The following is a 13,571-nucleotide window of genomic DNA, read 5'->3' as shown; positions in this document are numbered from 1 at the left end:
TAATGAAGAGTTAAATGGAGGATTTTATTAATGAAGTTTGTTATGTTTCTTGTAGGATTACTCGTTGTATTCGTACTCGGTTTTCTTATAAGTGCCGATCGAAAGAAGATTAAGTATAAACCAATCGCACTCATGCTTGTAATTCAGTTAGCATTATCGTATTTCTTATTAAATACGCAAGTGGGTTATATTTTAGTAAAAGGAATTTCAGATGGATTTGGCGCACTTCTTGGGTATGCGGAAGCTGGAATCGTTTTCGTATTTGGTGGCCTTGTTAATAAAGGAGAAGTTTCATTCTTCTTAACTGCATTATTACCAATCGTATTCTTCGCAGTATTAATCGGAATTCTACAACACTTTAAGATTTTACCGATATTTATTCGTGCTATTGGTACTTTGTTAAGTAAAGTAAATGGTTTAGGGAAATTAGAATCATATAATGCAGTAGCAGCTGCAATTGTTGGACAAGCGGAAGTATTTATTACAGTAAAAGATCAATTAAGTAAAATCCCAAAACATCGTTTATATACATTATGTGCATCTTCAATGTCAACAGTATCGATGTCAATCGTTGGTTCTTATATGAAAATGATCGAGCCAAAATATGTAGTAACAGCACTTGTATTAAATTTATTTAGTGGTTTCATTATTATTCATATTATTAACCCGTACGATATTACGGAAGAAGAAGATACACTGAAGTTAGAAAATAAGAAAAAGCAATCATTCTTTGAAATGTTAAGCGAATATATTATGCTTGGTTTCACGATTGCAATTACGGTAGCAGCAATGTTACTTGGTTTCGTAGCATTAATTACAGCGATCAATAGCTTGTTTGATTCAGTGTTCGGTATTACATTCCAAGCTATTTTAGGATATATTTTCTCACCATTAGCATTCGTAATGGGTATCCCGCAAGCAGAGATGGTAACAGCGGGACAAATTATGGCAACAAAATTAGTATCAAACGAGTTTGTTGCGATGCTTGATCTTGGCAAAGTAGCTGGTGATTTATCAGCTCGTACAGTAGGTATTCTTTCTGTATTCCTTGTATCATTTGCGAACTTCTCATCAATTGGAATTATCGCAGGTGCAACGAAAGGTATCGATGAAAACCAATCAAATGTTGTATCATCATTCGGTTTACGCCTTGTGTATGGTGCGACATTAGTAAGTATATTATCAGCGATTATCGTTGGTGTTATGCTATAAAGTGAAACTTTAATCAGTGGGGGGCTTCATCCCCCAGTGATTATTAGTTGAACCAATCGGGCATTTACGGGCAGTTGATCCCTCACCTAACTTCTTTGCTTTCGCTGCATTTTGAGGTGGGATCTTACTGCCAGTTAATGCGGGATAAAAAAGGATGGTTCTAGCTCATAGCTAGGGCCGTTTTTTATGGTAAATTTACATAAAAAAACCAATTAATTAGGAACATATTAACATATGAAAATCTTTTAAAATTTATATTGCATTTCTTCTAGATAACGCTTACAATTTGATTTGTAGGTGGTATCAATTTCAGACTTTTAATACGGTAGGAGAGAAGAGGCTACCTTTTATAAATTGCAATTTATGTAAACGCTTACTGATTTTAGATAACAGTTGAATAGTATTTAGGGGTTTTAAATTTTTTTAACATCAATGGTCAGACGTCATTCGTTATACGTTATACGACCAATAACTCGTGGGAGAAGTGGAGGATTCACATATGAAAATAGTAATGTTTCTAGTCGGTTTACTTGTAGTGTTTGTACTAGGTTTCCTTATAAGTTCAGATCGTAAGAAAATTAAATATAAGCCAATTGCACTTATGCTTGTCATTCAATTGGTACTTGCGTATTTCTTATTAAATACAAAGGTCGGATTTGTATTAGTAAAAGGGATTGCAGATGGATTTGGCGCTATTTTAAAATTTGCGGAAGCTGGGGTTAATTTCGTATTTGGTGGTTTAGCGAACGATGGACAAGCACCATTCTTCTTAACAGTATTATTACCGATTATTTTCTTAGCGGTATTAATTGGGATCTTGCAACATATTAAAGTTTTACCGATTATCATTCGTGCAGTCGGTTTCGTACTAAGTAAAATTAACGGTTTAGGAAAACTAGAATCATATAATGCGGTAGCAGCTGCAATTGTTGGTCAAGGTGAAGTATTTATTACAGTAAAAGATCAATTAAGCAAATTACCGAAAAATCGTTTATACACACTTTGTGCATCTTCAATGTCAACAGTATCAATGTCAATCGTCGGTTCTTATATGAAAATGATTGATCCAAAATATGTAGTAACAGCACTTGTATTAAACTTATTTAGTGGATTCATTATCGTTCATATTATCAATCCATATGAAGTGAAAGAAGAAGACGATATTTTAGAATTACAAGAAGATAAGAAACAAACATTCTTTGAAATGTTAGGCGAATATATTATGCTTGGTTTCTCTATCGCTGTAACAGTAGCGGCGATGTTAATCGGTTTCGTAGCATTAATTACAGCAATTAACGGTGTATTCGATTCAATTTTCGGAATCACATTCCAAAGCATTTTAGGATATATCTTCTCACCATTAGCATTCGTAATGGGTATTCCAACATCAGAGATGCTAGCAGCGGGACAAATTATGGCAACAAAATTAGTAACGAACGAATTCGTTGCAATGCTTGACCTTGGAAAAGTAGCTGGTGATTTATCAACTCGTACAGTAGGTATTTTATCTATCTTCCTTGTATCATTTGCGAACTTCTCATCTATCGGAATTATCGCAGGTGCAACAAAGAGTATCGATGGCAAACAAGCAAATGTTGTATCATCATTCGGACTAAAACTTGTATACGGTGCAACGTTAGTAAGTATATTATCAGCGATTATTGTTGGGGTTATGCTTTAATAAATTAAGAAAAGCAATGAGCGTAGGCTCATTGCTTTTTTTGTTTAACTTGCTTTATCCAAGTCTTTTTTAAATCGTGGTCTCTCTAAATAAGTTCCCATTCTCCACGCATATTCTATAGGGCCCATTCGGTATTTCTGTAGCCAATAGGTGCTAACGAATAATTGAATTGTATAAATTCCAATGGTCAAAAGAATACCGAAGAAATATCCGATTTTGCCGAATAAGTCAAAGCCGTATGCGTAAAAAATTGTTGTTGTGATAATGGATTGAGCTAAGTAATTACTAACCGACATTTTCCCCATATTCGCCATATATGTTAGTAAGCGCGATGCTTTTTTGTAATGGAATAATAAAATAATGGTGCTTCCGTAAAAGAATGTCATGGTTACTGATGTAAGGCCATCGTGTAACATAATTAAAATTGGATGCTTTACGAACACGGCTAAGATTTTAATTGTAAAAGAGAAAATACCAGTGATAAGCCAAATCTTTTTGATAGAAGGTATGTGTTTATCAATCTCAAATAGCCAGCCCTTTTTTCCTACATACATTCCGAGTAAGAAAAGTGGGGACATAAAAATTATTGCGAAAATTGATATGAAAACTAGTCCGAAGAAACCGTTAATCCCAATATAATCGAAAGGACTTTCAGTTAACCTAAAGTTGACATGATCCATATAGCTTCCAGTTTCATGAACTTTATGCTCTTTTTCAACATAAGGAGCAAAATCATTAATATTTGTATTTGGATCAGTTTGATAAGACATAAGTGTAATGAGTGCGAGTAGAATAGTTGCCCAAATCAATAATGTTTTTGGTTTTCTATTTATAAACATCATTAAGAAAATCCCGATAAGTCCGTATGCAAATAAAATATCTCCGGACCAAATAAAGGTACCGTGAATGAAACCTAGTAGTAAAAGAATGCTAATACGTCTTATATATGTGGGGAAAAACTTTTTTCCTTTTGCGATAATACTTTTTTGTAACAAAATAATGCTAAGCCCAAATAAAAAAGAGAATAGGGAAATGAAATTTTGTGTGCCGAAAAATTGAATAAACCAATTAGCACTCTCATCGAGTTTTCCGAAAATATAAGTGGGTTTTTCATTAGCGAATAACCCGAATTGAATTAATGTTATATTAACAAGTAAAATGCCAAATAAAGCGAAACCACGAATTGCATCAACAGCTTCTACACGTTGATTCATTTTTTCTCTCCTCACATATTGTTTTATCCCGCATTAACGAGCAGTAAGACTCCCACCTCAAAATTTGGCGGGGGCAAAGAGGTTAGGTGGGAGATCAACTGCCTGTAAAGACCCGATTAGTTCAACTAATAATCCGTGGTGGATGAACGAACCCCCCACGGATCAAAGTTTCACTTTATATTGAAAATAATACCATTTATTAACTAGTTCTATGTCAAATGCTAGGAAATTTAAGGTGATTTTAAGATAGAAAGCAAATAAAAAAATCACCTTAATACATTCATTAAGGTGATTAAAATACTACTCAGTTGGAGGCGTAAATGTACGTTTCTCTAATTCAGCATCTAGCATAAATAGTGCGTTTGAATCGCTTGTAATACGTTTTAATTTTTGAATGATGCTATCGAATGAAGCTTCTTCTTCTACTTGCTCATCAACGAACCATTTTAAGAATGTAATTGTTGCATGCTCACGCTCATCCCAAGCAATATCAGATAAGTGATAAATACGTTTCGTTACTTCACGCTCGTGCTCAAGTGCGACTTCAAAAGCGTTCAATACAGATTCGTATTCGTTATTTGGATTATCGAATCCAGTAATAATAGCGCGCTCACCGCGGTCGTTAATATAGTTGTAAAGCTTCATTGCGTGGAAACGCTCTTCTTCAGCTTGTACAAGGAAAAAGTTAGCGAATCCATCATAGCTCTCAGCTGTACAGTAAGCAGCCATTGCCATATAGGCGTGGGCAGAGTAAAATTCAAAGTTCATTTGTTCATTTAATGCGTTATGCAATTTTTTAGATAACATAAAATCCCCCTTAGTATTGTGACAAGAATATTATACCATAGTTGATAATATTCTCATTTGAGTGCTTCGAACCTTTTCGAAAGCTTTGTGACGTGTGCGTCCATAATGTCTTGTAAATCCAAATCATATTTTTGCGAAAGAATAATAAGGTTAGATAGTACATCACCAAGTTCTTCTTTTAGTTCTTGTTTTAGCTCTTCTTCTGTTTTCGCATCTTCATCAGGACGATCGCGGCCGATTTCAATAGCGCGAACAACTCGTGAAACTTCTCCAACTTCTTCAGTTAAGAAATTTAAGCGAATAAAGGCATTATACTGTGACCAGCTTCGTTTTTCGTAAAATTCCTCAACCCATCTTTGAAATGCAACGATATCCATTCCTTCCTCATCTCCTCAATATGTTGTACAATGTCAATTGTATCATAACAATATATAGTTTCGGGGTGTAGGAATGAGAAAGATTTGTGTGTTTGCAGGTTCCAATTTAGGGGAGAGACCAGAGTTTAAAGAGCAGGCAATCCAGTTAGGGAAAATGTTTGTTGAGAACGACTATGAGCTCGTATACGGTGGTTCATGCGTTGGATTAATGGGAGAAGTAGCAAACGAAGTTCTTCGTTTAGGCGGACGTGTAACAGGTGTTATGCCGCGTGGTCTATTTCGAGGAGAAATCGTACATACAGGATTAACAGAATTAATTGAAGTAGAAACGATGCATGAGCGCAAGGCGAAAATGGCAGAGCTTGCGGATGCTTTCATTGCATTACCAGGCGGATATGGAACGTTTGAAGAGCTCTTTGAAGTAGTATGTTGGTCACAAATTGGTATACATAATAAGCCGGTTGGTTTATTGAACATAAAAGACTTTTACGGACCAATTTTGCAAATGGTTGAACGGGCAGCAGAAGAAGGCTTTATGAATCCATCGAATAAAGAGTTAATTGTTTCCGCTGAGACGGCAGATAAACTAATTCATGAAATCCAAAATTACGAGCGTCCTGTCTTGGGGACGAAGTGGAAGCAATTATCATAGTACGTTTTTATAGCGATTTATAGAAACACATGTCTTTTTTATCGTAAAAAGACATGTGTTTTTAATTCAGTTAAATATATTAATGTTAGAATGTATAGTTTTTCGGAAAGGAGAAATAGATGGAGGAGTTTGTGTATTTACGTCCTGTTTTTAAAAGTATTTTAGCAGCGTCTATTCTTGTTATGCTAATTGTTTTAAGACAGAAGAAAGAGCTGATTAATGAGTTTTCGCTTTGGTTTATTTCGATATTGTGTGTTGGTGTTTCAGCGATAACATTGTTTATGTCTGGATTTATCGTTGATGAGTATAGTCTAGGTGGAGATGGACAATCGTTTTGTATGTTTATAGCGATTGGTTGTATCAGTGGTTTGAATTTTGTTATTTATTATAGACGGAAATAAAAGAAGGCATTCCATATTACTTTGGAATGCCTTTATCATTTTGATTACTTTGTTTTTTATACAGGTACCAGCCACCCCAGCCGCCACCAATTGCTACAACAACGAGGAAAGCATAGTCTTTAACCTCGACACGTATATTGAAAATATTAGCTATAAGTAAGACGATTCCAACTGTTATTAACGCAAAAAATGCTCTAATTAAGTAGTCTTTCAACTGAACCACTCCCGCCATTTAAGTAGTAAATGATGAATTTGGAAAAGCTTTTTGGATCTATTTTACTAAAAGGTGTTTCCTATATTTTAACATAGATGAGATTGTAATATATTGATAAAAGTAGGGCGAGGGGTGTGTTAATATTGTCGTGATTTGTCGGTAAATTGATATCCTTTGTCGAATCGTTGATATATTGCTTGTAATGATCGATATAATGAAAAAATCGTTGATATATTGCGAGTTATGATCGATATATTTGAAAAATCGTTGATATAATTTCGTGTACCGTTAAATGCAACCATTACATAAAAAAGCGACTCTGAAAGAGTCGCTTCCGCTTTTAATCTATTATTGATTCAAGAACGCACGTAGCATCCAAGCGTGTTTTTCTAGTTCTGTGTAGATGCCTAGTAGTAGGTCAGATGTCATTTCATCGTCAGAGTCTTGAGCGATTTCCATGCCTTTTTTCAGTTCGACTAGCATCATTTCGTAGTCTTTCATGATTGCCTCGACCATCCCTTCTGCAGTTTCTCCGTAAGCTGCTTCTTGAATAGAAGATAGTTCTAAGTATTCTTTCATTGTTGCTACTGGTTTGCCGCCAATTGCTAAAATGCGTTCTGCAATTTCATCGATGTGAGTAGCTGATTCTGTGTAAAGTTCTTCGAATTTCTCGTGTAATGTGAAGAATTGAGGTCCTTTTACGTACCAATGGAAGTTGTGTAATTTTGTAAATAAAACGCTCCAGTCTGCTACTTGTTTGTTTAATACTTCGATTACTTGTTTGTTCATTATGATCAATCTCCTTTTGAGTTGTTATGTTATATCAATTACTAATTTATAATTATTATAATCTAGTAATTTGTATAAATCAACCCTTTTGCTGGAATTAATTTGAACAAATTATGAACTGTTGTAAATAAAAGGCCCTATTACGGTGAAGTAATAGGGCCTTTGTTTGTTAAACAGCTTTTTGTTTTTCTTCTACATCCTGCCCATCCCAACACTCTGTATTCTTTAAGCCAGGGATAGAACTTGCAAGGAAGACAGGATCTTTACCTTGTTTCTTTTGCTTAATGTAGTCTAATAATGCTGCATAGGCAAATTTGCTAAGGAATGAGATGGCAATTAAGTTTGTGAATACCATTAGTCCCATGAATAAATCAGCTAAACTCCAAACAGTTTGAAGGGCAGCGATTGATCCGAAGAACACCATTCCGACAACTGCAACGCGATAAATCATTAACCATGTTTTGCTTTCTTTAATGAATGCGATATTTGTTTCACCATAATAGTAGTTTCCTAGTAAAGAGCTGAAAGCGAAGAGGAAAATAATAATCGCTAAGAAAGTGCTTGCCCACGGTCCAATTTGTGAACTTAATGCTTGCTGTGTTAATTCAATACCTTCTAAATTTGATCCTTTGTAAAGTCCAGAACATAATACGATAAACGCTGTTGATGTACATACTAAGAATGTATCTACGAAAACACCTAATGCTTGAACAAGTCCTTGTTTTACAGGATGAGATACATCAGATGTTGCTGCTGCATTAGGAGAGCTCCCCATACCTGCTTCTGTCGCGAATAAACCGCGTTGGATTCCGAACTTGATAGCTGCTCCAATACCACCAGCGATGGCTTGGTCTAAACCGAATGCACCGTTAAAGATTTCCATGAAAATGCTTGGTAACATATTGAAGTTGTTAATCACGACAAAAATAGCCACACCAATATAAACAATTGCCATTGGGGGAACAATCATTTCTGTAATGCGTGAAATGCTCTTAATACCGCCAAAAATAATAACTGCAACTAGTAAAGCTAGTAGAGCTCCTACGATCGTTCGCTCTAATCCGAAAGCATTTTCAAACGCTATTGTTACTGTATTTGCTTGTACTGAATTGAAAATTAATCCGTACGCAACTGTAATAAGAAGTGAAAACCAGACACCCATCCAGCGTTTGTTTAATCCTTTTTCCATGTAATATGCTGGGCCACCACGGAACCTGCGTCCATCTTTTACTTTATAAATTTGCGCGAGCGTACATTCTACAAAACTAGTAGCTGCTCCGAGAATCGCGATAAACCACATCCAAAATATTGCACCAGGTCCTCCCATTGAAATTGCTAATGCTACACCAGCTAAGTTCCCGATACCAATGCGAGCGGCTGCACTTAAGCAAAATGCTTGGAATGGAGAGATGCTATCTTTCTTTTTTTCTTTTCGATTAAATCCTTTACTAATTAAACTGACCATCTCACTGAAATGAGTAATTTGGACAAATTTTAATTTGAAAGAGAAATAAAGACCGAAGCCGATTAGCATTGCAATAAGAATATATGACCATAAAATATTATTCGTTACCTCAAGGAATCTGCTAAAGATATCAACCATATAATACACTTCCTTTTTTCTGTAATAAGAAAATTATATGCAAAAAATATACTAGAATCAATTTTTCTAAAAAATGATGTTACTTAAGTGTATTTTATGTTATGATTATGTTACATCGTAATATTTTTAGAATTATTTACATTTTAAAAAACTAAATGTAAAGCGAGAAAGTGGGGATAATTTGAAAGAAGAAACTTTATTGAAAGTAAGCCTTGAGAGTTTAAAAATGAGAAGCAATGTATTTTTTATCATTACATCTTCAAGTATTTTTCTAGGGGCCACTTATTATTACAATAAAAGATTTCCAAATCATAAGTATCCGGAGTGGTTAGAATTTCTAAAATTGGTTGGATGAACAAAAGACTGAAAAACAGAAAATTCAAATAAAATTGTTGAGGAGGAGCTAAATATGAATATTAGAGAAAGTGAACTTCCAGGTATTGGGTATAAATTTCAAATCGTTACGAAAGGTAACGAAAAAATGGTGATTGTGATTCATGATGACGGACGTAGAGAAATGTATCATTTTGATTCAGATCATGAAGAAAGTATTTCTAGTATTTCATTACGTGACTCAGAAGCAAGACAAGTTGCAGCAATATTAGGTGGAATGGTATATAAGCCTAGGGCATTAGAAAATGTTGAGATGGTCTTTGAAGGTTTAGCGATTGAGTGGTTTAAAGTGGAGAATGCAGCTCCAGCAATCGGAAAAACAATTGGTGATCTTGAAATAAGAAAAACGTATAGCGTAACGATAATTGCAGTTATGAAAAAGAATATGAAAAAGCTATTTAATCCAGGACCAGAAACAGTAATTGAAGAAGGCGATATGCTAGTAGTTTCAGGTGAGAGAGAAGAAATTAAAAAAATTATTAATGAGTTACTTTCGAATAGGGGGACTGACTAGATGGATACTTTAATTTTTGAAGTTGGTACAGCTTTAGTTCTAGTGGCAATTGCGGCAGTAATCGCTGGAAAGTTTAAGTTCTCAGTAATTCCTTTTCTAATTGTTCTTGGCATGTTAGTAGGGCCGCACGCGCCGACAATAGGTGTAATCGATCTCAAATTTATTGAAAGTGCAAGTGTAATATCCTTCCTTGGAAGAATTGGCGTTCTGTTCCTTCTCTTCTATCTAGGGCTAGAATTTTCGATGAAGAAACTAATTAAATCCGGACGTTCTATTGCGATTGGTGGAACAATCTATATTCTAATTAACTTTTCACTTGGATTATTATACGGGTTTATCATGGGATTCCCATTACTAGAAATCTTAATTATTGCGGGTATTATTACGATTTCTTCTAGTGCCATCGTTGCGAAAGTATTAGTGGATTTAAGAAGAACTGGTAATAATGAAACCGAACTAATTTTAGGAATTATTATGTTTGAAGATATATTCCTTGCTGTATATTTATCAGTCGTTTCTGGTTTAGTACTTGGGGATCATGCTTCCTTCTTAGGTGCTCTTACTTCAATTGGAATTGCTTTAGGATATATGCTTCTATTCTTTATTGTGGCTAGAAAAGCAACGCCGTTATTAAATAAATTGCTCAATATTAGTTCAGATGAAATCTTTATTATTGTAGTATTTGCTTCGTTATTCTTCATCGCTGGTTTTTCAGAAACAATTCACGTTGCAGAAGCAATCGGAGCACTTCTTTTAGGATTAGTTTTCTCTGAGACAGAGCATAGTGATCGAATTGAACATCTTGTTGTTCCATTTAGAGACTTTTTCGGAGCAATTTTCTTCTTCAGCTTCGGGTTAAGTATCGATCCGTTCTCGTTAGGCGGAGCAATATGGTTAACGCTAGGTGCGGTACTTCTTACGATAATCGGTAACTTTGTAGCAGGGATGATTGCAGGAAGACAAGCTGGATTATCTCATAAAGCTTCTACAAATATTGGATTAACAATCGTTTCAAGGGGAGAATTCTCCATCATTATGGCTAATATCGGTATCGCTGGTGGTTTAATGTCAGTGTTAAAACCATTCTCAGCACTATACGTGCTTATACTATCCATCTTAGGTCCACTTCTGACAAAAGAGTCAAAGAATGTATATAAATTTTTAAATAAAATCTTTAAGTGGGATACGAAGACTAACTAAATTTTAAAAGTAAAAGTACAAGATACTTACTGCTTGTACTTTTATTTTTGGTAACGAAAACAGTAAAGAGAGGTAAATGATGTTAGGAGAGTTGATTCATTCAGTTTTAGTTTTTCTAGAAGGACTTGGTTATTGGGGAATTATGCTTGGATTGATGTTAGAAGTTATTCCGAGTGAAATCGTATTGTCTTATGCAGGCTATTTAGTATCAACAGGAAGCATTACATTTTGGGGAGCTGTTGCGTTCGGGACAATTGGCGGTGTAATCGCACAACTATTTATTTATTGGATTGGTCGATACGGAGGAAGACCTGTTCTTGAGCGATATGGAAAATATATTTTAATTCAGAAGAAGCATATTGATTATGCAGAAGATTGGTTTAATCGTTACGGAACTGGCGTTATCTTTACGGCACGTTTTATTCCTGTTGTGCGTCATGCGATTTCGATACCAGCGGGTATTGCGAAAATGTCACATGCTAAGTTTATTACGCTAACTACATTAGCTGTTATTCCGTGGTCAATTGTGTTTGTATATTTAGGATTTAAATTAGGTTCAGAGTGGGAAAGCATTAATAAAGTAGCTGGGCCATATGTGAAATATTTTGCACTTGCTGCTATTGTTTGCGCAATTGGTTATTTTGTACTAAAAAAAATTATGAAAAAAAAGTAATTATGGAAAAGAACCTATACTAATATAGGTTCTTTTTATTGTCATTTTTCAAAGGGGGAAAGAGTATGTTTAATATTTACCATATTGTGGCATACATATAGAAAAAGAGAGCTTGGAAAGGGGAATAAAAAGAAATGGAACTCCAGTTTCAAAATGTATATCAACAGGTGGAGAATTGGTATGTGTTGGATTCGGAGCTTCCTTGGGATGTCAAAAGGATTAGAGAGGATTTATTTTCTCTTATTGAAGTATGTAAAACGCCAGTTATTTTTTGTGATACGTGTGATGCAAATCATGTACTTCTATCATTAGGGGAAGAGGAAGAGGAGTTTTTATTCCCCGTAGGTGGTTTTTATCATAAAGAAAAACAATTAATTTTCGTTTGTATGTGGGATGGGTATGAGCAAGTGCTTAAAACACTACTGCATGAATTTCGCCATGCGATGCAGCATAAGAGAGAAGTATTGTATGTTGGAAGTGAATCGTATGAAGAGAGATGGATTGAGAAAGATGCGAGGAAGTTCGCGGAGAGGAAATTAGATGAATATAAAAATAGAAAATTGATGTAAGCATAGTGAAGAAATAGCGCTATGCTTTCTTTGTTAATTACTAAAAATAAGTAATTGACTTCTATAAAGTTTAGTTCTAAACTAATGGTATGAAACGAGCGAGGTGATGAAATGAAAACAGAAGATAGATTAGGACTACTATTATGGTTTCGTTTATCACGTTTTTATAACAAGAGTATTCGTGAGACGAATCAGCATTTGAAAAAATGGAATGTATCTGCCGCTCAGTTTGATGTACTAGCTCAAGTTGGAGGACATAATCGTTTAACGCAGCAAGAGCTTGGGAAGAAGCTATTTGTTACGAAAGGAAATGTCACGCAGCTTTTAAATAAAATGGAGCAGCTGGACTGGATTGGGCGTGAACAAGAAGGTACTACGAAATATATTTCGTTAACAGAAACGGGAAGAGCTTTATATGAGGAGATCGTCCCGCCCCAGGAAACGTTCCAAGCGGAGCAGTTTCATAAATTAAATATAGAAGAACAAAATCAATTATTAAAATTACTAAAAAAATTACAGTAAGAAACAATTTTAAAGTAAATCTTGAATTCAAGATAATATGAGGTGAAGGATATGTTTAGAAAAGTTGATCATAAAAATATGGGTAGAGCAAATCACGGTTGGTTAAATACACATTTTCATTTTTCCTTTGCTAATTATTACAATCCAAATAATATGAGTTTTGGAGCGTTACGCGTTATTAACGATGATTTAGTAGCGGCACAAACTGGGTTTGATATGCATCCGCACCGCGATATGGAAATCATTTCTTACGTTGTAGATGGTGCCTTAACACATGAAGATAGCATGGGGAATAGAGGAACAATTGAGCGTGGACATGTTCAATATATGAGTGCTGGTACTGGTGTATTTCATAGTGAACATAATTTAGGAAATGAAACATTGCGTTTATTACAAATTTGGATTTTACCAGACCGTGCTGATCATAAACCAAACTATGGTGAGTTTAAATTTGATTGGAGTAAACGTGATAATGAGTGGTTCCATATGGTTTCCCCAGTGGAAGGTGATGCGCCAATTCAAATTCACCAAGATGCGAATTTATATTCTTTATCGTTAGAGGCAGGAAAAGAAATTCATTTTCCTGTGAAAGAAGGCCGTCAATTGTACCTTGTACAAATTGAAGGAAGTAGTGTGATAAATGGTGAGATACTTGTTATGCGCGATGCGGCAGAAGCAGTAGAAGAAGATATTCATATTCAAGCGAAAGAGCAATCACACTATTTAGCAATTGAGCTAAAAAAATAACAA

General features: G+C 35.0%; 16 protein-coding genes. 10 read left to right on the top strand and 6 right to left on the bottom strand.

The window, feature by feature from the left end; all coding sequences use genetic code 11:
- The first annotated feature begins 30 nt into the window (after positions 1 to 30).
- Positions 31 to 1,212, top strand: coding sequence for a NupC/NupG family nucleoside CNT transporter (locus DPQ31_RS25055; RefSeq protein ID WP_000673857.1), 1,182 nt, complete (start codon positions 31 to 33; stop codon positions 1,210 to 1,212).
- 499 nt (positions 1,213 to 1,711) lie between these two features.
- Positions 1,712 to 2,893, top strand: a complete 1,182-nt coding sequence (locus DPQ31_RS25050) for a NupC/NupG family nucleoside CNT transporter (RefSeq protein WP_000706852.1) — start codon at positions 1,712 to 1,714, stop codon at positions 2,891 to 2,893.
- A gap of 44 nt (positions 2,894 to 2,937) precedes the next feature.
- Here the strand turns inward: DPQ31_RS25050 and DPQ31_RS25045 are convergent, their stop codons facing one another.
- The 3 genes from DPQ31_RS25045 to DPQ31_RS25035 form a co-directional block, all read right to left on the bottom strand.
- Complete coding sequence (locus DPQ31_RS25045; protein WP_208731148.1) at positions 2,938 to 4,107, bottom strand: DUF418 domain-containing protein; 1,170 nt, start codon at positions 4,105 to 4,107, stop codon at positions 2,938 to 2,940.
- 300 nt (positions 4,108 to 4,407) lie between these two features.
- Positions 4,408 to 4,914 carry a ferritin gene (locus DPQ31_RS25040; protein ID WP_000949410.1) on the bottom strand — a complete coding sequence of 169 codons (507 nt, stop codon included), beginning with the start codon at positions 4,912 to 4,914 and terminating at the stop codon, positions 4,408 to 4,410.
- Between the two features lie 53 nt (positions 4,915 to 4,967).
- Positions 4,968 to 5,291, bottom strand: coding sequence for a MazG nucleotide pyrophosphohydrolase domain-containing protein (locus DPQ31_RS25035; protein WP_000355745.1), 324 nt, complete (start codon positions 5,289 to 5,291; stop codon positions 4,968 to 4,970).
- A gap of 88 nt (positions 5,292 to 5,379) precedes the next feature.
- On the opposite strand from DPQ31_RS25035, the gene DPQ31_RS25030 reads away from it, so the two are divergent.
- On the top strand, positions 5,380 to 5,943 hold the full coding sequence (locus DPQ31_RS25030) for an LOG family protein (protein ID WP_002039979.1): 564 nt from the start codon (positions 5,380 to 5,382) through the stop codon (positions 5,941 to 5,943).
- Positions 5,944 to 6,062: 119 nt separating this feature from the next.
- On the top strand, positions 6,063 to 6,344 hold the full coding sequence (locus DPQ31_RS25025; RefSeq protein WP_000390905.1) for a hypothetical protein: 282 nt from the start codon (positions 6,063 to 6,065) through the stop codon (positions 6,342 to 6,344).
- Between the two features lie 16 nt (positions 6,345 to 6,360).
- Here the strand turns inward: DPQ31_RS25025 and DPQ31_RS25020 are convergent, their stop codons facing one another.
- The 3 genes from DPQ31_RS25020 to DPQ31_RS25010 form a co-directional block, all read right to left on the bottom strand.
- Positions 6,361 to 6,558, bottom strand: coding sequence for a hypothetical protein (locus DPQ31_RS25020; RefSeq protein WP_000656329.1), 198 nt, complete (start codon positions 6,556 to 6,558; stop codon positions 6,361 to 6,363).
- A 348-nt stretch (positions 6,559 to 6,906) separates the two neighbouring features.
- Positions 6,907 to 7,347, bottom strand: a complete 441-nt coding sequence (locus DPQ31_RS25015) for a Dps family protein (protein ID WP_001041895.1) — start codon at positions 7,345 to 7,347, stop codon at positions 6,907 to 6,909.
- Between the two features lie 169 nt (positions 7,348 to 7,516).
- Positions 7,517 to 8,950, bottom strand: coding sequence for an alanine/glycine:cation symporter family protein (locus DPQ31_RS25010; RefSeq protein ID WP_208731146.1), 1,434 nt, complete (start codon positions 8,948 to 8,950; stop codon positions 7,517 to 7,519).
- Between the two features lie 409 nt (positions 8,951 to 9,359).
- On the opposite strand from DPQ31_RS25010, the gene DPQ31_RS25005 reads away from it, so the two are divergent.
- From DPQ31_RS25005 to DPQ31_RS24980, 6 genes are all read left to right on the top strand, one after another.
- Complete coding sequence (locus tag DPQ31_RS25005; RefSeq protein WP_001026079.1) at positions 9,360 to 9,857, top strand: cation:proton antiporter regulatory subunit; 498 nt, start codon at positions 9,360 to 9,362, stop codon at positions 9,855 to 9,857.
- A complete protein-coding gene (locus DPQ31_RS25000) occupies positions 9,858 to 11,057 on the top strand; it encodes a cation:proton antiporter (RefSeq protein WP_000380223.1) in 1,200 nt (399 codons plus the stop codon).
- Between the two features lie 79 nt (positions 11,058 to 11,136).
- Positions 11,137 to 11,730, top strand: a complete 594-nt coding sequence (locus DPQ31_RS24995; protein ID WP_000900210.1) for an undecaprenyl phosphate transporter UptA — start codon at positions 11,137 to 11,139, stop codon at positions 11,728 to 11,730.
- 134 nt (positions 11,731 to 11,864) lie between these two features.
- Positions 11,865 to 12,299, top strand: a complete 435-nt coding sequence (locus tag DPQ31_RS24990) for a DUF3920 family protein (RefSeq protein ID WP_000422814.1) — start codon at positions 11,865 to 11,867, stop codon at positions 12,297 to 12,299.
- A gap of 111 nt (positions 12,300 to 12,410) precedes the next feature.
- Positions 12,411 to 12,821 (top strand): MarR family winged helix-turn-helix transcriptional regulator, encoded by a 411-nt coding sequence (locus DPQ31_RS24985; protein ID WP_000845485.1) that lies wholly within the window; start codon positions 12,411 to 12,413, stop codon positions 12,819 to 12,821.
- Between the two features lie 51 nt (positions 12,822 to 12,872).
- Positions 12,873 to 13,568, top strand: a complete 696-nt coding sequence (locus DPQ31_RS24980; RefSeq protein WP_097957462.1) for a pirin family protein — start codon at positions 12,873 to 12,875, stop codon at positions 13,566 to 13,568.
- The last annotated feature ends 3 nt before the right edge of the window (positions 13,569 to 13,571 follow it).

It is taken from the genome of Bacillus sp. COPE52 (assembly GCF_003355115.1).
Classification (GTDB): Bacteria; Bacillota; Bacilli; order Bacillales; family Bacillaceae_G; genus Bacillus_A; species Bacillus_A toyonensis.
The sequence above is the reverse complement of the archived record's forward strand: the minus strand, read 5'-3'. Positions and strand labels throughout refer to the sequence as shown.